Origin of the sequence: Glutamicibacter sp. FBE19, assembly GCF_015524875.1 — a bacterium.
Classification (GTDB): Bacteria; Actinomycetota; Actinomycetes; order Actinomycetales; family Micrococcaceae; genus Glutamicibacter; species Glutamicibacter halophytocola.
The window spans coordinates 198,547-215,688 of record NZ_JACKQN010000003.1 but is presented as its reverse complement, the minus strand read 5'-3'; the positions used below and the strand labels follow the sequence as shown (position 1 = coordinate 215,688).

Here is a 17,142-nt window from a genome sequence, read left to right as displayed (position 1 = left end):
GCTTGTTGGCATAGTTGGGCCCAGGTTTTGAGTGGTTGTCCGTTGCGGAGCATCCGTTCATGGTTTCTGACTTCTTCGCGGACGGTTTCGAGCATCATCGCCCACGCTTTGACCCCGGTGTTGTCCTCCCACAGTGTTTGTCCGTCGCTGGCTCGGGCTACTCCGATGTATACGGTGTTTCCTCGGATTCGCAGATAACCGCGGCACAGATGTGGGGCACTCATGGGATTCGAACCATGTGTTCAGGTAGCACGTGGACGGGGTTTTTGTTGAGGTCGTAGGCGACGAGGTAGGCGTTGATGTACTTGGTGGGTACTGCTAAGGCTTGTTCGTCGTAGCAATAGTCGACCCAGTTGTTTTGCACGGTGCGCCGGCCAACAATCACGCCTTCAAGCTTCTCGGGTAACGGCACCCAACGCTTCTCCGTGATGGTCACGTTGGACGATTCGAAGGTTACGTGTGGCTTGACCGTGAACTTCTTGTACGTTTCTGGGTCCCAGGTTTGCTTGTTCAGGCGGTGGCTGATTTCGACGCGGTCGCCGAGTTTCCAGTTGCTCACTGTTCCGTTCCTCCTACGTAGGCGGCGATGACGTCGAGTCCTTGGGTGTAGGAGTCGAATGCTCCTGCGGGTCGGAATGCTGCTCGCACACCGTTCTTGATTTGTTGTGATGCGGCGCTTGCTGCGTTGAGGGTTGGTGCGGTTCGTACCTTGATCCAGGTGTTTGGGTTTTGTCGCATGTGGTTTGCGATGTCGAGGTACTTGATTTTTGTGGGTGCTGATCGGTATTCGTAGACGCTCACGTTCGTTTCCTTTCCGTCCTGTCTCAATCTTAGCAATTTAAACTAGACAAAGCTTTAGTTGAACTGGATATTGTGGGCGCAAGTATCCCCACGCCCACAACAAATAACTAGGATCCCGCCGGTTTGCGGAAACCCTCAACATCAGAAGTCCAATGCCACCCACCACAATGCTCATAGAACCGAACCGGGTTCTCATGGCGGGTCTCAGCAACAATCTCCCGATACAACTGCCGGATCGTACCTTTGTCCGGCGCCCAAACCTTCAAACAATACTCATCAGGGCAAGCAGGACGCGGACTCCGCTTGAAATACTGGGTCTGACTCATGACTCATCGCCGATCACGTCAAAAATCTCAGACTGCCCTTCAAGCGGTCCGGCAAGATCTGGCCTTCGCCCAACCGCAGCACCAGGCATCTGAATCGTGGCACTAGGCGCGAGCCTTGGCATGAGGTGCACAGCCATCCATTCAAAATCAGATGGTTCAGACGGCAGATCAACAATGGCGACATGATCAAAAATCGCACCACTGAATCGTTGCCCGTAGTGGATTCTCGTGCCGGAAGGGTAGAGATCCTTGCCTTTATCGCTATGCAGAGTGACTTTGCGCGGCTTCATCAGTTTGTTCCGATCCCACGGAATTCGATAGGTCGGCCGTGGTTTTGTGCGTCCAGGATTCCTTCGACCATGCCGTCGGTGATGCCGTAGTTGGTGTAGACGACGGTCGCTGCAGCGTGCTTGCCCCATGCGAGGCCGGCGCTGATCCCTTTCGCACGTTCTCCCGGGATGGTGTCATCCAGTACGCCGGGTTGCGTGTAAAGCAGGTGGGATGCGATGGGCGCTTCACCACGTGCCAGGCTGTCCGCCAATGCTCGGCGGGCGTACTGTTCGTTGCGTTCAATGTCGCCTGCGTACGGGGATTCAATGATTACGAGTCGCATTGTTCATCTCCTTCAAAATCGAGTTGGTCTTGATCCGGCGCGTACTGCCGGGGTTTGGGCGGGTTGGGTTTTCGGTGTGGTTGCAGCCGGTATCCGATATCTGGGATGAGCGGCGTTTCTGGGCCTGTGTAGGTGCTGGTGCGTGCGCAGGCGGGGTTGTTGCATTGGATCCTGTCGCCGTACCGCTTGCCCCACGCCCCGCAATAAGCGCACCTGGGGTGCCGTGACTCGAATATTGATGTCATGGCGCAATTACGCCTTTCTAACGATGCGTCTTGTCGCAGTCTCGGTAATGTTTTTCCCTGCAGTTCTGGCACATGCGGTGTTCCGTTGGAACGTTCCGACATCGGATGAACTTGGTTTTCATCAACACGAGATGGGCGGTCTCTTCAAGGGCGAAGCATTCTGCGCACTGCAGCGTCCACACTGTCCGCTTCCCGCTGTCATCCTGACCAACGATCCCAGACACGCATCCCGGGAGCGTCGGCAATAGTTCACCAAACAAAGCTGGCTGCTCAGTCATGGATCTTCGCCTCCCTAGTGTTTCTTCTTGCACTCTTGGACTACGCCGACTTTGACACCGCCGAAATCATTCCCAGAGGGCACGTGCCGTGTACCGCTGGTACCGTTTCCGCGGCAATCTCGGATCGGTGAACCAGGTTGCTTGAACTCTTCCGGGTAGTCGTCCGGGTATTTGAACCAGTACCCGTAGCCCTTCTGAATTCCGCAGAGCACCGGCAGGTTGCGCCAGCCAGTCCAGCAGTGGTCTAGATGTTCTTCCCATGCGCCGTTCTCGTTGGAGTGGATGCCTGTCCAGTGTTCACAGTTGTGGCAGTACACCCGGTAGACGAGCGTTCCGACACAAGAGCATCCGCCACTGTAGTGGAAGCAACGAAGATCCGAGTCGAATGATGTCGCGTAATGATCGGAGTCTTGACCCGTTGAGCTCACGGGCGAGAGCCCTCGATACGGTTTCCAGTTGCCCTTGCGAACGTTGAACTCTTCGAAGTGTGCTTCGCGTGCCCGGATCATTCGGTCTAGGCCTTTGGGGTTCCATAGCAGTTTGATGTTGCCCGGATTCAAAGCGACCGGTGCAGGATCATCGTTAAGCAATTCGAACAGATTCATCTGCCCATCGATGATGGTCATGCCGCCACAAGGCTTTCGACCGCGATGATACCCAGGTCTCGCGCGGCTGGCGGGGTTACTGCGTTGCCAGCTTGCTTGACCTGCTCGCGCTTGTTTCCGGTCATGATGTATTCCTTCGGGAACGCCATGCCACGGCTGATTTCGTGCGGTTCCAACATGCGGAACTCACATTCGTTGATGTCATCCACCGTCCACTCGGTCAGCCCGTGGTGGTTGCCGCCGGCCGTTAGTGTGCCAAGCGGATCCGAGGCTGGTCGGGAACTGTTCTGCAGCTGGTTCTCCGCGGTCCCGCGCATCGTGGTGACCATCGCGAAACGATCCACAGTCGGAATCGTCGGGATGGCCTTCGACACCGGGTGAGTGACCCCGTTGCCGTAGTACTCCATCAGCATGTGATGCCCAGGAGTCGTCAGCAAACCCGTCTCGTTCCGGGTAGTCTGCGTGCGCATCACCTCGTCAGATGGCTGAGCCCACTTCCCAGTACGTCCCTCAACGGGAACCAGCAGTCCACGGGTGTAGCTGGTGGTCTGAGTCGCGAATGGTTCGTCTGTCCTTGTGATGATGTTGGAACCGCGAACGGCATCAATCGAAAGCCCTACTGGATCAACCATGCAGTGACCCGCTCCCTCAGTTGTGAGCGTCTGCAAGGTGTCACTGGTTGAGTAATTTCGTGCACGCCCTGACCGCATAAGAGACAGGAACGGCTCCGATTGTCCGTACTTTTCCAACCCGGCCCTGATTCGTGCCATGGTCTTGTCAGCCAAAGGCTTAGTGCGGTCGCCGATCTTCTGCCCACGGATGGACCAGTCAATGGCGTGAGCTGCAGGCAACCAAGCAGGTTCGACAATCTGGTTACGGCACTTCGTATTCGGGCAGCGGTAGTGATACTGGGCCCGATATCGCCCCCATTCCTTGCCGTTCTTGAACACCTGCATCGTTCGCACGGTTTCGTCGCACGTTGGGCAGTACGCCAACGGGCGCAGCTTGCTGAAATCCGGGCGACGGTTTCCCTTGAGCCAGAACATCACGTACATGCGATCACGAGACTGCGGGGCCGGCAGACCACCAAGCTGGGCGTGCATCGAATTCATGTAAACGATGTGGTGCTCGTACCCGAGCAAGTCCATCGAGTGAAGCCACGCATCGAACATCACCCACTTCGCAGCGTCAACCACGTTCTCGGTGATGATCAACTTGTACTTGTGGATCTCCGCAAACCTGGGCACGTCCCACATGGTCGCGCGGGAACGTTCCGCGGCTTCGTCAGCGATGCTGTCACCGAACAAGTCAGGTTGGTTCGTGATGCGCTTCCGCCCCTTGGCGACAGAGTGATTCGTGCACTCTGGTGAAGCCCACAGGATATCTGAGCTAGGAATGTACCGAGGATCAGTTACCTGAATATCAGCGCACACGTGGTCGGTGTCAGGGTGATTCGTATTGTGTGTCTCAATAGCCCTTGCCCAGTGGTTCATGGCGGTCTTGACCTTCACACCAGGAATCTCCAGAAGCCCGGTAGATGAACCGCCAGCACCGCAGAACATGTCGGTGAAAGTAACGTTATGGCTCACTTGGTTTTTCTCGTTTCTTCTTTGAGGGTCTCGAACATGTACAACTGGGCCCGGATCAATGTGCGGTGCCCATTGGGGTTCGCGTGGCAACCGCATTGGTGCTTCAACCCGCATACCTGGAACGGTGTCCAGCAACACGAACGCTTGCATTCACTACCCGACACGGCCGTCATGATGCCAACCCATGGGCAGGCCGGTAAACCTCACTAGTGATCAGCCGCAACCGTTCCAGCCCCTCGTTACGCTCCCGGTCATTCAGGGATGAAAGCTTCTCCCGGTTCAGTGCTTCCAACTCTTCTTTGGCTTTAGCGATCTGATCCTGAACTTTCGACAAGACGTTCCGCTGCCTGCCAACCCGGATCCGTATTGCGCGGAGGTCCTCCCTAGCTTCACGGATTTGCTCTTGAGCTTCTTTTTTGATGCCGGCAGCGGTCTCGTGAGCTTCCTTCTTGATGTCTGCAACGGTTTCGTGAGCTTCGCGGATCATCCGATACGCTTCGTCCCGCGCTTCCTTCAATTCCAACTGGGCAGGTGTTGAAAGCCTGGCCCTACGACGGCCCACGTAGTGGCTCAGTCCGTAGTCGGTGGTGCTCATGCCGCTTCTTCTTCGTCACGCACCGCCGCGTAAGCGTTGATGTTGTCTGGGATGAACCCAAACCAATCAGCGATCAGCTCATTGGTTTCGTCGTAGACCGTGACGTACGGGAACGAGCCTTGGATTCCCTTCTCAACAGCACGATCCCGGATGGATTCGGCTAGTTCTTCGTTGCCTGGTGCGAGTGCATTGATCTCATCGAACTCCACACCCTTCTTATTGAGTTCGATCTTGGTCATATTGCACTGACCGCACGACGGCTTGCTGTAGACGGTGGTTTTCCGAGTCACTGGGTGTTCTCCTCTTGTTGGGCCAACCTTGCTTGGTGCAGGTGGCGGATTATTTGGGTATTGAGGTTCCGACGGCGTACGTCCGCCGTGCGGGTACGAGTCCGGGACCCGTACCCGATCCGGTCACGGCGGGCAATGTCAGCGCGGAGCCTGTCAAGCTGCCGGATCAGCACCTGCGCTTTGCGGAACTCCTGCCTAGAAAGGCGGTTCTTCACTGGTAACCCCGCCGGTGCTCCATGGGTCAGCTGCTGGTGCGTTCCACCCGCCGCCCTGTGGGGTGCTGTTCTGTGGCGGGTTGTTGAAACCGCCACCGGAACCGCCGGAGCGTTGAGTGCGGGTGACCTTCGCCGACGCGAAGCGGAGCGATGGGCCGATCTCATCGATCTCCAACTCCATTACCGTGCGACGTTCACCTTCCTTGGTGTCATAGGAGCGGGCTTTCAACCGGCCCTGGGCGATCACGCGCATTCCCTTGGTTAGGGTCTCTGCGACGTTCTCCGCTGCTTCCTTCCAGACCGCCGAGCGGAGGAACAGACCTTCTCCGTCTTTCCACTCGTTCGACTGCTTATCGAACGTGCGAGGGGTCGAAGCGATCGTGAAGTTCGCTACGGCTGAACCGGATGGTGAGAACCTGAGTTCCGGATCCGCGGTCAGATTGCCGATTACAGTGATTTGAGTTTCTCCGGCCATGGTTAGGCCTCCTTGTTTTCGAATGTGAATGATGGGTTCGTCTCAGCCAGGTTGGCGATAGCGCGCAGTACCTCGGGGCTGAGCGCGTAGTCCGCCCCTACCGGTTGGTATCCGCCGCCGGCCAGCCGTCCGATTTCGAGGTTTCGCAGGTCCGCTGGTGCATCGGGGTGGTCGATGACTACGAGGTCGCTGTGGCAGTTGGTGCCGTGGCTTCCGAGGAATACTGTGGTTCCGCGCTGTGTGGTGATGGAGTTCGGCATGGTTATGCGACCTCGCCGTCGACGATGGTGTAGGCGCCTTCTGGGCCTTCACCTACGACCTCGATCCAGACTTGGTAGTCGTTCTCTCGGGCCATTTCCTCGACGAGTGCCAGGCTGTTTGCGTCTAGTAGGCTGCCGTCGGTGATCCGGATGACTCGCAGTTCAGGGTTGAGTGCGATAGCCATGGCCATGCTGACGCGGATCTGTTCTGCGGTGGATGCTTGCTTGAATGGGACGCCGTTGTAGGTGACGCCTTCTTCGTCGAATCCGAGCCCGTCGACTGGGAATGAAGCAGATGCGAGCATTTCCGCTTTCTCGGTGTCGATCTTGCTGATCTTCTCGGTGAGCTTGCTGGCATGGTCGAATGTCGACGCGTGGCGCTCCGACAACGATGCACGTTCCTGCGCCTTGCGCACGAGCCGGTTAGTTTCCTCGGCGCCGTCGATCTGTGCCCGCAATTGTTCCAGGTCCGCCGTGTAATCCGACAGGTTGCCCACCACTTCGGTCACCTTGGCCAGGTGATCCTTGGCTGCTTCTAGTTGGCGCTCAAGTTCCTGAACTTTGTACTGGGACTCGTTCAGATCAGTCAGGTATCGGTCGTTTTCCTGCTTCACCTGTTCGAGCTTCCGGTACTTCCCTAGTAGTTCGGCAACGCTGACTTCGATTGCCGGCACCCCCTCCGGCAGTTCGCCATACTGTGCGAGTGCTGATTCGAGTTCCTTCGCCTGGCGGTTCACGGCGGTGCGCTCGTCAAACAAGGCCTTTCGTTCCGCATCCAGTACGTCTGGATCGAACGGCAGGTCGACCAGTTCAAGCAACTGTGCCAACTGCTTCTTCGCGTCCAACTGGGTGAAAGCAAACGGATCCATCGACAGCTTGCCGACGAGCTCGTCCAGCTTCGCCTGCGCCTTCGGGTACTTCGCCCCATCACGGTTGGTGAGGGTGATGCGCGAACCGGAAGCGGTGAATACCCGGGTGACAGTCAGTTCGTCAGTTTCGAGGATGATTTCTGCGCGGTCTTCCCCGTCGCGGATCGGCTTCGGCGTGGTCTTGCTGTTCACTCCGCCCAGCGCGGCGGCGATGCTGTCCAACACGCTAGACTTGCCGGCGCCGTTGTTCCCGGCGACGAAGACCAAGTTTCCGGACTGATCCGGGACGATCTCAACTCGGCGGGCGTTCTTGAAATTGTTGGTGGTGAGCTTGATGATGTTCATTGGTGACTCCTAAAAAGTTGGTGGTGTCCACCCGTCCCCCAAGGCAGGGCGGACACCGGTTTTTTGGGGTGGGTTAGGCTGCGGCTTTCCACGCTTCGGTGATGATGCCGATGACCTCTTCGTTGGCCCCGGCAGCGCGGGCTTGCTTTCCCAGTTCTCCGAGGGCTTTCTTGTCGCCCAGGATCCGTTCGCATTCAGCGAGGAAGTCGACCGGTGCGGGTTCGTCGGCAGGTTCCTGAATTTCTCCGGTTTCGGCATCCACGATCTCTGCCGGGTGTCCCTGCGGTTCCGGTTCTGGGGCGGGACGCGCCGGGCGCTCCGCGGCCTCCGCCTTCTTCTCAGCAGGCTTGCGCGTCAGCTTGGTAGTAGGCACTGGCGCATCTGCGGCCGCCGGCTTCCGCTCCCCCATGTCTTCCAGCTCCAAATCTTCGACGCTGTACGCCATGCCAAGAAGAACATCAGGGAACACAGTGCGGCATGCTTCAGCCAGCGCCTTGGCGCCAAGCATTGCGATCGGGTCGCTCGAATACTTGCTATTGCTTGTGTACCCGGCCTTTTGAGCACGCTGGATAGTCCACGTGAATTCCTCCCACTCGGTGTTTCCCTTGCGTCGCACCGCGTAGGTGACAGCTTCGTCAGTTGCAGAGACACGCTTCACGCCATGCCCCTGCGCTACGACGAGTGCGCTCATAGTCCGGGCATACATCGACGGCTGACCGTGAACCGGGAAAATATTCTGGACAGACTGCAGAGGATCTAGACCAAGGGACTTTCCGGCAAGGATGACAACCGCAGCGTCATTCGCCATTTCGTCCAGTGGCTTCACCACACCGCGGCCTTTCTCCCGTAGTGCTTTGGGTAGGAAGCTGGAATGGGCCATGGCGGTACCCATCTTGTGGGCGTAGTCGAGTTCGGCGGCCCATTCTGCGAGCTGTACGGTTCCAGGGGTAGCGATGATGGGAGCAGCGGCTCCGGTGCCGAGTGGCTGGATGTCCGCGCCATCTTTGTGTACTGCTGGGGTGTTGTTCATGGTGACTCCTCTTCGTGGTTAGGCTGCACGCTGTTGGCGTGCCCGGATTTCGGTGATCATGTCCTGCAGGACTTTGACCAGGGTTTCGGCGTTCTCGACAGGCATGATGACTTCGAAGCTGGGGCGTTCCAGCTTCGGGATCTTCCCCCACACCCGGTGTTCATCGGTCGGGCCCATGTCAACTGCGATAGCTTCGTCCTCGTAGTAGAGTTCGAGCTCGCTTTTCTGGATCTCGCACTGGAACTTGTAGGCACTCATGCTGCGACCTGCATTTCGGTTGGTGGGTGGATTGGTTCGAGCTTCTTCTTGCCGCGGGCTTTCGCGTCCTCGTGGACAGCCTTGGCATGGAGGAACATCTGGAAGTGTTCGTCGATCTCCGCAGGGGACGTGGCCAGCGGGTAGAGGCTGGTGCCTAGAGGTGAACCCTCATAGCGGGCGTTGATACCCTCGCGGTCCAACGGAGTTACGTGGGCGACGAACGTCTTCACCACGTCAGGCATGGGGACCTCCTTGTCCCCGTGCATGTAGAACTCGGCGCGGGAATATGCTGCGGTCTGCAGGGCGGTTTCGAAGTACACGCCCTTGCTGGTCTTCAGGTCGATCTGGATGACCTTGCCAGCGTCGATATCCGCCTGGGACATGAGCAGCGGTGAGGTGGCGAGCAAGTCGACCTTGCCGGAATACCAGTGCTCACGATTCGCCAGAACCACTTCGACCAACACGGGGGTGATCTGCCACGTATCCAGGAAGTCCAAGTAGCCTTCGATGAAACCGACCAGGTCTTGGGGTGCCTCGACTTCACCAGTCGTCGCCAACGTTTCAGCGAGGTCGTGAACTTCGGTGCCGCGCTCCCCTGCAGCGTCACGTTCCTTGTTCGGAAGCAACTGAAGGAAATTCACTGACTGATCTACGTCGCCTGCGAGCAGTTCGGCAAGCTTGTCCGCGTTGGCTGGGTCCGTGACCCATTTGGCGACAACGCCCGGTGCCCACCAGATCAGTGCCGGCTTCGGGATGCCACCGTTCAAGATGGTCGTGACACCCGTGACTGGTTTCCCATCCAGCTTGTAACGGTGGCTGGATTCTTTGAATTCAAGCGACATGGCTAATTTCCGATCCTTGAGTTGATGAATGCTTCGAGTAGGAATGCGGCGCCACATACGGTGGCGATGCTGGCCCCAATGAGGGAGACCATGACCCGCTCGCCGAGACTGGTGAGCTTCAAACGCTTACGTTCCATCCACCGGCTCATGACCGGTACCCCTGGGGCTGGCCCTTGCGGAAGCGGTCTAGTGCGCTATGCGGGATGCGCCATGGTGATGTGCGTCCGCCCATGCCGGATTTGTAGGCTCCGGGGAACTTTCCACGGTTGGCGAGTTTGCGAATCATCGTTGGGCTCTGCTGAAGCTCTTCAGCAGCTTGTTCGACTGTCATGTCAGACACGCTGATTCCTTTCTTGAAACATTTTCAACTGGCTATGCGTCCAGTGGAACTAGACGTTTTGGGCGAAAAAATGAGCAGGAGATTTACACCTAGTGCATCCGCGATTGCTTGCGCTGTTTCTGGCTTGCAGGTGGTGCGATACCCGGAGACCAAGTGGGCGATAAATGCTGGCGACACCCCGGCTCTTTCTGCGAGTTTGCACTGTCGCATCTTCTTGCCATCAAGAGGTTTTCCGGCCAAGACCGCCTGCTTGTCCTCCTTGGTGAAGACGAAGGTTTTGAATGCTTCGTTTGATATGAGCTGCATGTATCCAACCCCTTTCCATGGGTTTGCGGTGCGGAATGGTGAACTCATGTCGAGCCTTTCTGTAAAGATGTTTGCGCTTGTTTCGATAGATCCATCATCCATTCTCAGTAAAGACGTGTCAAGTCTGAATGGACGCTTTTTTGCTTGAATTCGCGTGAGTTGGTTGAAAACCCGCAGAAAATCAGTAAACAGGTAGGGCGAAATGGGACAGAATAGGAAGTAAAGACGTCCATTTCAACTGGATTGCAGAACTTCGGGCTCGGGAGCAGATTAGGAAACATGAACAAAACACCTAAAGACGAAACGCTTGCCGAGCTCATCGCAAACCGCAAGCGAGACAACTCCTACGAAGGACTCGCAAGCCAAAGCAACGGAGTCCTAACCCGTAGCAACCTCCAAAGAATGGCAACCCAGCAACTGACAGACCTGCCCACCGTAAAGGTCATCCGCGCACTAGCCAAGGTTCTCGTAGTGCCCGAATCGCGGGTCCTGGCTGCGGCCGGCGTAACTGTCGGCATCACCCCTGAGTGGGGCCGGGATCTGGTCATCTATGGTGGAAAGAACCTTCACAAGGAGTCTCAGCGAATGCTCCTGGACATGGCTGAGCACTTGCGCTGGTGGGCCGAACAAGTAGATTCCGCCGAACCGGAACCGGACAATGTGACCCCTCTACGCGCCGTGAAGGAGTCGACTCCTGACTGGTCCCAAGTGGCTGCAGATAGTTCTGCATCTTCTCGCGCCGAGGGAGAAATTGATCCCGAGCGCCCAGAGGACACCGTCTAGCCTTAGGGTTCAGGCAACTATCCAACCGTTGGCTTATTTGTCGTAGCCTAACTGTATCTTCGAATGCATGTTCGAAGAAATCTTATCTCGCATACGACCCCGGATTGTGGATTCCGAGCTTCCCGACAACTGGTGGGGAGTCTACGACCTATCCACAAACACGGTCTACCTGCGCCCCAGGCTTGCCCCGATTCAACGCAACTCAACGTTGCACCACGAAATAGCACACGCCGTTCTAAAGCACTCTGGTCACCACCCCAGGCAAGAACGCGCAGCTGAAGAACTGGCAGCATCGTGGCTGATTTGCCCTAACCAGTTCGCGGTGGCATCCAAAATATACGGAACCGCAACCTCCCTCGCCGCGGAGCTCGAAGTGCTCCCCCGAGACATCCACGCATACATGCGCCTACTTCAGCGCACCCAAAAACAGGAGACACAATCATGGTCGCCAGAGTAGAAGACCGCTGGCTCTCAAAAAAGAAGGACAGCGACGGAAAACGCAAACGCAAGAGCACCTACGGTGTCGGAAACCGCTGGATGGCAATCTGGGATGACCTAGACGGTATCGCGAGAACAAAGAAGTTCCCCACCCAAGAGCAAGCACAAGCATTCCTGGACGACGTAACAGCCGACAAGAAGACCGGAACCTACGTAGACGCACGCGCCGGCGAGAAATTCATCGGCGACCTCCTGGACCAATGGTTTTCCGCATCAGTCCATTGGAAAGCATCGACGCGCAATGCAGCCGAGTCAGACATACGTGCGCACCTGAAACCGCAATGGAAAGACTGGACTGTCGGTGCCGTTCGAAAGCGCGATGTTCAAGACTGGGTTGGCAGAATTGACTTGGCGCCACGAACGGTTGGAACGATCCACGGACGATTTCTAACTTTCATGTCCTGGTGCGTGGAAGAACGACTGATCGGCAAAAATCCGGCCGCAAAAGTTCGACTCCCTAAAGGGCGCGCACGCGAACACCTTTTCCTTTCAGTGCAACAAGTTACAGCATTGGCGGATGCGATTGATGAACATTTCAGGCCACTGATTTGGTTACTGGCAACGTGTGGCTTGCGTATTGGCGAGGCCGTAGAACTACGGGTGAAGGATCTGCAGTTGGATCGAGGGCGCATCCGAATCGAACGATCAGTGGTGTTCGTGAAAGGTGGACCACCGATAGTTGGCCCGCCTAAGAGCGGTAAGGCTCGCACTGTGTCGGTTGCACCGTTCGTGGCAAAGATGCTTCAAGAACTAGTACAGCACCGGCGGGGCAACGATCTGGTGTTCACTACTGTTCGCGGTTTCCAGATTCGGCCCAACAATTTCAAGCGCCGTCAGTTCGACAATGCCGTTACCAAGGTGAATGCTGCCGCCGGGGCGGCACGGGGCCTAGGGGTGAAGAAACCGGTTACTGTGCCCGAGGGCCTGTGGGTTCATGATTTGAGGCATACCGCGGCGTCGTGGCTGGTTAGGTCCGGCGCGTCCGTGAAGGCGGTGCAACGGCAGTTGGGTCACGCGACAGCATCGATCACTCTGGACACTTATGCCGGCCTGTTCGATCAGGATTTGGATGATCTTAGTTCGCGTTTGGAATTGATGATCCGTCCTGTGCCTGTTGCGGATGCTGCATAGCCTTACGTGTTTCTTACGTTTTGCTTACGTTTCGCTTACGTGTTTAGTTCGGAGAAAGGATGCGAAAGAGTCTCAAATACGCGTAAGCACGTGACCTTGAAAACAGGCCTGAAACACAAGAAATCCCGCCCTAACCAGCCTGTTTAGGCTAGTCGGAGCGGGATTCTATTTGGTGGGCCCTACCGGGATCGAACCGATGACATTCACGGTGTAAACGTGACGCTCTACCAGCTGAGCTAAAGGCCCTAACCATGTTCGCTTTGGAAGCCAACGAGGAATAACTTTACCGAGATATTTCCCAACGCGCAAATCGAGGCGGAGGCTTTTCGCGTGAACTGGAGCACAGTGCCTGCTCCCCGGTACTACAAGCCTTCGATAGCATCCATATAGTCTTGAATCGCTCGAGCTTCTGCCATCGCGCTGCGGAAAATCTTCTGCACCTGGCCGTCAACGACGAGCAAGGAAACGCGCGTAGCGACACCTTGAAGCTCGTCAAACGCACCGGCTTGCCGTGCAACTTCCCCGTGGGGCCAGAAGTCGGCAAGAAGCTCGAATTCAAGATCTAGCGATTCCGCATAGCTGCGCAGGGTGAATTTATGGTCAACCGATACGCCCACGATGCGCACCCCGCGTTCAGCAAAGTACTCATGCTCTTTATTAAGCGCCGCCAACTCCGAACCGCAAACCCTGGAAAATGCCCAGGGGAAAAAGACAACCAGCACCCGGCCTTGGGAAAGCCCGGTGCTGGTTATCGACTCACCGTATTGATTTTGCAGCGAGAAATCGAACAGGCGCGAACCTGCTTGAATCATTAGTTCTTCTTACGTGGGGCCAGGCGGACTGCAGACCAGTCCTCCGAAACACCTTCACTTGTAGTCACGTGCAGGCCGGCACTCGGTGCCTCCTGCTGGATTAGTGCTGGGGATACGTGACCTTCGCGGCCCTGCTTCGGGGTCAGCAGCCAAACAATGCCGCTTTCCTCCAGGCAGTTCAACGCGTCCATCAACGAATCAACAAGGTCTCCATCGCCATCGCGCCACCAGAAGATAACTGCGTCGACAACGTCATGATCCTCTTCGGTGAGCAGCTCTGAACCAATCAGATCCTCGATCGAGTCGCGCAGATCGTAATCCACGTCATCGTCGTAACCCAGTTCCTGAATAAGGTCTTCATTTTGGAACCCCATTTTTTTGGCGGGCTCCAGATTTGCCGATACGGCGTCGCTCACTTCATTCCTCCTGCTGGTGCAAAGCGTTACTACCAACGAAACACGGTTTTCCTGTTCCATTCAAGCGCTGCAGCAATAACACGCCGAACAAATATAACCCACGATACAGTGGTCCACATCATATCGACAGGAGCGTCAGGCCGATAGCACCTATACCGTGTTGCCCAAGTCACTTGAAAAGTCTTATTTAAGCGCTATTTGGCTCAGAATTGTGCTCCCAAGCCCGCAAAAAGGACATTAGAGTTGCATATGAACCGACAGTGCACATCACTCCAGTGTTACTGCACCCGTTGTCCCAAAACCGTCGCATCGCAGTGGAAAACTGCAACGCAGCGGAGCCGCAATTCAATCAAGGAGCTTCCGTGGCTGTAGAGGAACACATCTCCCAGATCCGTAGCGGGTTGACTTACCAGCTTTCAGATCGGGATCCTGAGGAAACTCAGGAATGGATGGACTCGTTTGATTCTCTCGTAGAATCCCAGGGCACCGAGCGTGCTCAGTTCATTATCCGCTCGCTATTGCAGCGTGCAGGTGCAAAGTCCGTGGGTGTCCCCCATGTGACCACCACCGACTACGTGAACACTATTCCTGTGGACCAGGAACCAGACTTCCCGGGCGATGAAGCCATCGAACGCCGCTACCGCGCCTTCATGCGCTGGAATGCAGCCATCATGGTGCACCGCGCCCAGAACCCGGCCATCGGCGTTGGCGGCCACATCTCCACCTACGCTGGTGCAGCCACCCTCTACGAAGTGGGCTTCAACCACTTCTTCCGTGGCAAGAACCACCCAGGCGGCGGCGACCAGGTCTTCTTCCAGGGCCACGCCTCGCCGGGCATGTACGCCCGCGCCTTCCTCGAAGGCCGCTTGTCCGAAGAGGACATGGACGGCTTCCGCCAGGAGCACTCCAAGGAAGGCCACGCGCTTCCTTCCTACCCGCACCCGCGTTCGCTTCCCGACTTCTGGGAATTCCCGACCGTGTCGATGGGCATCGGCCCAGCTAACGCCATCTACCAGGCACAGCTGAACCGCTACCTGCAAAACCGCGGCATCAAGGACACCTCCGACCAGCAGGTCTGGGCCTTCCTTGGCGACGGCGAAATGGACGAGCCGGAGTCGCGCGGGTTCCTGCAGCTGGCTGCCAACGAAAAGCTGGACAACCTGAACTTCGTCATCAACTGCAACCTGCAGCGCCTGGACGGCCCGGTTCGCGGTAACGGCAAGATCATGCAGGAACTGGAAGCCTTCTTCCGCGGTGCTGGCTGGAACGTCATCAAGGTCACCTGGGGCCGCGAGTGGGATGCCCTGCTCGAAGCCGACAAGACCAATGCCTTGGTCGACATCATGAACCAGACCCCGGATGGCGACTACCAGACCTACAAGGCGGAGTCCGGCGCCTTCGTGCGCGAGCACTTCTTCGGCCAGCGTCCGGAAACCAAGGAATTGGTTGCCGACATGACCGACGACGAGATCTGGAACCTCAAGCGCGGTGGCCACGACTACCACAAGGTCTACGCCGCCTACAAGGCTGCCGTCGAGTTCAAGGGCAAGCCAACCGTCATCCTGGCCAAGACCGTCAAGGGCTACGGCCTGGGTTCGCACTTCGAGGCTCGCAACGCGACCCACCAGATGAAGAAGCTGACCATGGAAGACCTCAAGGGCTTCCGCGATCACCTGCGCATCCCGATCACCGACGAGCAGCTCGAAGCCGATCTGTACTCGCCACCGTACTTCCGCCCATCCGAGGATTCGCCGGAGTTCAAGTACATGATGGAACGCCGCGCGGCCCTGGGCGGCTCGGTGCCAACCCGCCGCAAGGAAACCTCGGTCAAGCTCCCGCTGCCAGGCGACAAGGCATACGCCATCGCCAAGCGCGGCTCGGGCAAGCAGCAGGCAGCCACCACCATGGCCTTCGTCCGCCTGCTCAAGGACCTGATGCGCGACAAGGAATTCGGCCACCGCATCGTGCCGATCGTTCCTGATGAGTCCCGCACCTTCGGCATGGACTCGTTCTTCCCGACCGCGAAGATCTACAACCCAGGTGGCCAGAACTACCTGTCCGTGGACCGCGACCTGGTTCTGGCCTACAAGGAATCCCCTCAGGGCCAGCTGATCCACCCGGGCATCAACGAGGCCGGCGCCGTCGCAGCATTCACCGCTGCCGGCACCAGCTACTCGACCCACGACGAACCGCTGATCCCGATCTACGTGTTCTACTCGATGTTCGGCTTCCAGCGCACCGGCGACCAGTTCTGGGCCGCCGGCGACCAGATGACCCGTGGCTTCATCATCGGCGCTACCGCCGGCCGCACCACCCTGACCGGTGAAGGCCTGCAGCACGCCGACGGCCACTCGCCGATCCTGGCTTCGACCAACCCGGCCGTGATCACCTACGATCCTGCCTATGGTTACGAAATCGGCCACATCATGCGCTCCGGCCTGGACCGCATGTACGGCGGGACCCACCAGGATCCAAACGTCATGTACTACCTGACCGTGTACAACGAGCCGATCAGCCAGCCAGCTGAGCCGGAAAACGTCGACGTCGAGGGCATCATCAAGGGCATCCACCTGCTCAAGGAAGCCACCACCGACGGCCCGCGCGCACAGCTGCTGGCCTCCGGCGTGGCCGTGCCATGGGCGCTGGAAGCACAGGAAATCCTCGCCGAAGAGTGGGGCGTTTCCGCCGATGTCTGGTCGGTGACTTCGTGGAACGAACTGGCCCGCGACGGCCAGAACGCCGACGCCGAGGTGCTCATCGATCCTTCCAAGGCTCGCCGCACCCCGTACGTGACCAGCAAGCTGGAGTCCACCCCGGGCCCGGTCATCGCGACCACCGACTACATGCGCGCCGTGCCTGAGCAGATCCGCCCCTACGTGCCAGGTGAATTCCACACCCTGGGCGCGGACGGCTTCGGCTTCTCGGACACCCGTGCAGCGGCCCGCCGCTTCTTCAAGATCGATGCCCACTCGCTGGTGGTCCAGACCTTGCAGTCGCTGGTTGAGCGCGGCGAAATCCCTGCGGACACCGCAGTGAAGGCCCACGCCAAGTACGATCTGAACAACCCGAACGCCGGCAAGTCCGGCAACGCTGGCGGCGACGCCTAAGCACCCACGGGTCGGCACTTGTGCCAGATCGGCTCCTGCCCCGCAACGGATTTTCCGCTGCGGGGCAGGAGCTTTTTAATCACCCTTCTTGGCATGGGCATGGCGGAGGAAAA

22 protein-coding genes and 1 tRNA gene are annotated in these 17,142 nt (G+C 57.6%); 3 read left to right on the top strand and 20 right to left on the bottom strand.

Annotated features, from left to right (window positions below; translation table 11 throughout):
* Positions 1-220: 220 nt before the first annotated feature.
* From H6F58_RS06825 to H6F58_RS06750, 17 genes are all read right to left on the bottom strand, one after another.
* On the bottom strand, positions 221-559 hold the full coding sequence (locus H6F58_RS06825) for a hypothetical protein (protein WP_195181417.1): 339 nt from the start codon (positions 557-559) through the stop codon (positions 221-223).
* Complete coding sequence (locus H6F58_RS06820) at positions 556-801, bottom strand: hypothetical protein (protein WP_195181416.1); 246 nt, start codon at positions 799-801, stop codon at positions 556-558. The genes H6F58_RS06825 and H6F58_RS06820 overlap by 4 nt, the downstream gene beginning before the upstream one ends.
* Positions 802-1,123: 322 nt before the next feature.
* The gene (locus H6F58_RS06815; RefSeq protein WP_195181415.1) at positions 1,124-1,417 is read right to left on the bottom strand and encodes a hypothetical protein; all 294 of its coding nucleotides are present in this window, start codon (positions 1,415-1,417) and stop codon (positions 1,124-1,126) included.
* Entirely contained in the window at positions 1,417-1,740 is a 324-nt protein-coding gene (locus H6F58_RS06810; RefSeq protein ID WP_195181414.1) for a hypothetical protein, read from the bottom strand. The genes H6F58_RS06815 and H6F58_RS06810 overlap by 1 nt, the downstream gene beginning before the upstream one ends.
* Before the next feature lie 537 nt (positions 1,741-2,277).
* A complete protein-coding gene (locus H6F58_RS06805; RefSeq protein ID WP_195181413.1) occupies positions 2,278-2,889 on the bottom strand; it encodes a DUF6349 family protein in 612 nt (203 codons plus the stop codon).
* On the bottom strand, positions 2,886-4,457 hold the full coding sequence (locus H6F58_RS06800) for a DNA cytosine methyltransferase (protein ID WP_348536381.1): 1,572 nt from the start codon (positions 4,455-4,457) through the stop codon (positions 2,886-2,888). Before H6F58_RS06800 ends, H6F58_RS06805 begins: the two co-directional genes overlap by 4 nt.
* A 169-nt stretch (positions 4,458-4,626) precedes the next feature.
* Entirely contained in the window at positions 4,627-5,052 is a 426-nt protein-coding gene (locus H6F58_RS06795) for a hypothetical protein (RefSeq protein WP_195181412.1), read from the bottom strand.
* Complete coding sequence (locus tag H6F58_RS06790; RefSeq protein WP_195181411.1) at positions 5,049-5,342, bottom strand: glutaredoxin family protein; 294 nt, start codon at positions 5,340-5,342, stop codon at positions 5,049-5,051. Before H6F58_RS06790 ends, H6F58_RS06795 begins: the two co-directional genes overlap by 4 nt.
* Before the next feature lie 195 nt (positions 5,343-5,537).
* Entirely contained in the window at positions 5,538-6,032 is a 495-nt protein-coding gene (locus H6F58_RS06785; protein WP_195181410.1) for a single-stranded DNA-binding protein, read from the bottom strand.
* 2 nt (positions 6,033-6,034) lie between these two features.
* Positions 6,035-6,292, bottom strand: coding sequence for a hypothetical protein (locus H6F58_RS06780; protein ID WP_195181409.1), 258 nt, complete (start codon positions 6,290-6,292; stop codon positions 6,035-6,037).
* A gap of 2 nt (positions 6,293-6,294) precedes the next feature.
* Positions 6,295-7,506, bottom strand: coding sequence for an AAA family ATPase (locus H6F58_RS06775; protein ID WP_195181408.1), 1,212 nt, complete (start codon positions 7,504-7,506; stop codon positions 6,295-6,297).
* Between the two features lie 73 nt (positions 7,507-7,579).
* Complete coding sequence (locus tag H6F58_RS06770) at positions 7,580-8,536, bottom strand: hypothetical protein (protein ID WP_195181407.1); 957 nt, start codon at positions 8,534-8,536, stop codon at positions 7,580-7,582.
* 18 nt (positions 8,537-8,554) lie between these two features.
* Positions 8,555-8,794, bottom strand: coding sequence for a hypothetical protein (locus H6F58_RS06765; RefSeq protein ID WP_195181406.1), 240 nt, complete (start codon positions 8,792-8,794; stop codon positions 8,555-8,557).
* Positions 8,791-9,636, bottom strand: coding sequence for a hypothetical protein (locus H6F58_RS06760; RefSeq protein ID WP_195181405.1), 846 nt, complete (start codon positions 9,634-9,636; stop codon positions 8,791-8,793). The genes H6F58_RS06765 and H6F58_RS06760 overlap by 4 nt, the downstream gene beginning before the upstream one ends.
* A 2-nt stretch (positions 9,637-9,638) precedes the next feature.
* A complete protein-coding gene (locus H6F58_RS18315; RefSeq protein WP_280521027.1) occupies positions 9,639-9,773 on the bottom strand; it encodes a hypothetical protein in 135 nt (44 codons plus the stop codon).
* An 8-nt stretch (positions 9,774-9,781) separates the two neighbouring features.
* Positions 9,782-9,967, bottom strand: coding sequence for a helix-turn-helix domain-containing protein (locus H6F58_RS06755; protein WP_244652440.1), 186 nt, complete (start codon positions 9,965-9,967; stop codon positions 9,782-9,784).
* Positions 9,968-10,000: 33 nt separating this feature from the next.
* Positions 10,001-10,330 (bottom strand): helix-turn-helix transcriptional regulator, encoded by a 330-nt coding sequence (locus tag H6F58_RS06750; protein WP_195181403.1) that lies wholly within the window; start codon positions 10,328-10,330, stop codon positions 10,001-10,003.
* Between the two features lie 231 nt (positions 10,331-10,561).
* Here H6F58_RS06750 and H6F58_RS06745 point away from each other — a divergent pair, with 231 nt between their 5' ends.
* Together H6F58_RS06745 and H6F58_RS06735 are read left to right on the top strand one after the other, a co-directional pair.
* Positions 10,562-11,065 carry a hypothetical protein gene (locus H6F58_RS06745; RefSeq protein ID WP_195181402.1) on the top strand — a complete coding sequence of 168 codons (504 nt, stop codon included), beginning with the start codon at positions 10,562-10,564 and terminating at the stop codon, positions 11,063-11,065.
* 441 nt (positions 11,066-11,506) lie between these two features.
* Positions 11,507-12,694: a site-specific integrase gene (locus tag H6F58_RS06735; protein ID WP_195181400.1), complete on the top strand. Its 1,188-nt coding sequence runs from the start codon at positions 11,507-11,509 to the stop codon at positions 12,692-12,694.
* Positions 12,695-12,864: 170 nt separating this feature from the next.
* Here the strand turns inward: H6F58_RS06735 and H6F58_RS06730 are convergent.
* The 3 genes from H6F58_RS06730 to H6F58_RS06720 all read right to left on the bottom strand — a co-directional run bounded on the left by H6F58_RS06730 (position 12,865) and on the right by H6F58_RS06720 (position 13,880).
* A tRNA-Val gene (locus H6F58_RS06730) sits at positions 12,865-12,940 on the bottom strand.
* Positions 12,941-13,056: 116 nt separating this feature from the next.
* Positions 13,057-13,506: a redoxin domain-containing protein gene (locus H6F58_RS06725; RefSeq protein ID WP_195181399.1), complete on the bottom strand. Its 450-nt coding sequence runs from the start codon at positions 13,504-13,506 to the stop codon at positions 13,057-13,059.
* Positions 13,506-13,880, bottom strand: coding sequence for a DUF3052 domain-containing protein (locus H6F58_RS06720; RefSeq protein ID WP_098945548.1), 375 nt, complete (start codon positions 13,878-13,880; stop codon positions 13,506-13,508). Before H6F58_RS06720 ends, H6F58_RS06725 begins: the two co-directional genes overlap by 1 nt.
* Before the next feature lie 404 nt (positions 13,881-14,284).
* On the opposite strand from H6F58_RS06720, the gene aceE reads away from it, so the two are divergent.
* Positions 14,285-17,029: a pyruvate dehydrogenase (acetyl-transferring), homodimeric type gene (gene aceE, locus H6F58_RS06715; protein ID WP_060703371.1), complete on the top strand. Its 2,745-nt coding sequence runs from the start codon at positions 14,285-14,287 to the stop codon at positions 17,027-17,029.
* The last annotated feature ends 113 nt before the right edge of the window (positions 17,030-17,142 follow it).

Bases quoted from the DNA above. Each gene is read 5' to 3' on its own strand.
- H6F58_RS06810 (WP_195181414.1), bottom strand. From the start codon at position 1,740: ATGCGACTCGTAATCATTGAATCCCCGTACGCAGGCGACATTGAACGC.
- H6F58_RS06760 (WP_195181405.1), bottom strand. From the start codon at position 9,636: ATGTCGCTTGAATTCAAAGAATCCAGCCACCGTTACAAGCTGGATGGG.
- H6F58_RS06750 (WP_195181403.1), bottom strand. From the start codon at position 10,330: ATGAGTTCACCATTCCGCACCGCAAACCCATGGAAAGGGGTTGGATAC.
- H6F58_RS06720 (WP_098945548.1), bottom strand. From the start codon at position 13,880: ATGGGGTTCCAAAATGAAGACCTTATTCAGGAACTGGGTTACGACGAT.
- H6F58_RS06735 (WP_195181400.1), top strand. From the start codon at position 11,507: ATGGTCGCCAGAGTAGAAGACCGCTGGCTCTCAAAAAAGAAGGACAGC.
- H6F58_RS06795 (WP_195181412.1), bottom strand. From the start codon at position 5,052: ATGAGCACCACCGACTACGGACTGAGCCACTACGTGGGCCGTCGTAGG.
- H6F58_RS06785 (WP_195181410.1), bottom strand. From the start codon at position 6,032: ATGGCCGGAGAAACTCAAATCACTGTAATCGGCAATCTGACCGCGGAT.
- H6F58_RS06770 (WP_195181407.1), bottom strand. From the start codon at position 8,536: ATGAACAACACCCCAGCAGTACACAAAGATGGCGCGGACATCCAGCCA.
- H6F58_RS06725 (WP_195181399.1), bottom strand. From the start codon at position 13,506: ATGATTCAAGCAGGTTCGCGCCTGTTCGATTTCTCGCTGCAAAATCAA.
- H6F58_RS06815 (WP_195181415.1), bottom strand. From the start codon at position 1,417: ATGAAGCCGCGCAAAGTCACTCTGCATAGCGATAAAGGCAAGGATCTC.
- H6F58_RS06755 (WP_244652440.1), bottom strand. From the start codon at position 9,967: ATGACAGTCGAACAAGCTGCTGAAGAGCTTCAGCAGAGCCCAACGATG.
- H6F58_RS18315 (WP_280521027.1), bottom strand. From the start codon at position 9,773: ATGGAACGTAAGCGTTTGAAGCTCACCAGTCTCGGCGAGCGGGTCATG.
- H6F58_RS06765 (WP_195181406.1), bottom strand. From the start codon at position 8,794: ATGAGTGCCTACAAGTTCCAGTGCGAGATCCAGAAAAGCGAGCTCGAA.
- H6F58_RS06775 (WP_195181408.1), bottom strand. From the start codon at position 7,506: ATGAACATCATCAAGCTCACCACCAACAATTTCAAGAACGCCCGCCGA.
- H6F58_RS06780 (WP_195181409.1), bottom strand. From the start codon at position 6,292: ATGCCGAACTCCATCACCACACAGCGCGGAACCACAGTATTCCTCGGA.
- H6F58_RS06805 (WP_195181413.1), bottom strand. From the start codon at position 2,889: ATGACCATCATCGATGGGCAGATGAATCTGTTCGAATTGCTTAACGAT.
- H6F58_RS06745 (WP_195181402.1), top strand. From the start codon at position 10,562: ATGAACAAAACACCTAAAGACGAAACGCTTGCCGAGCTCATCGCAAAC.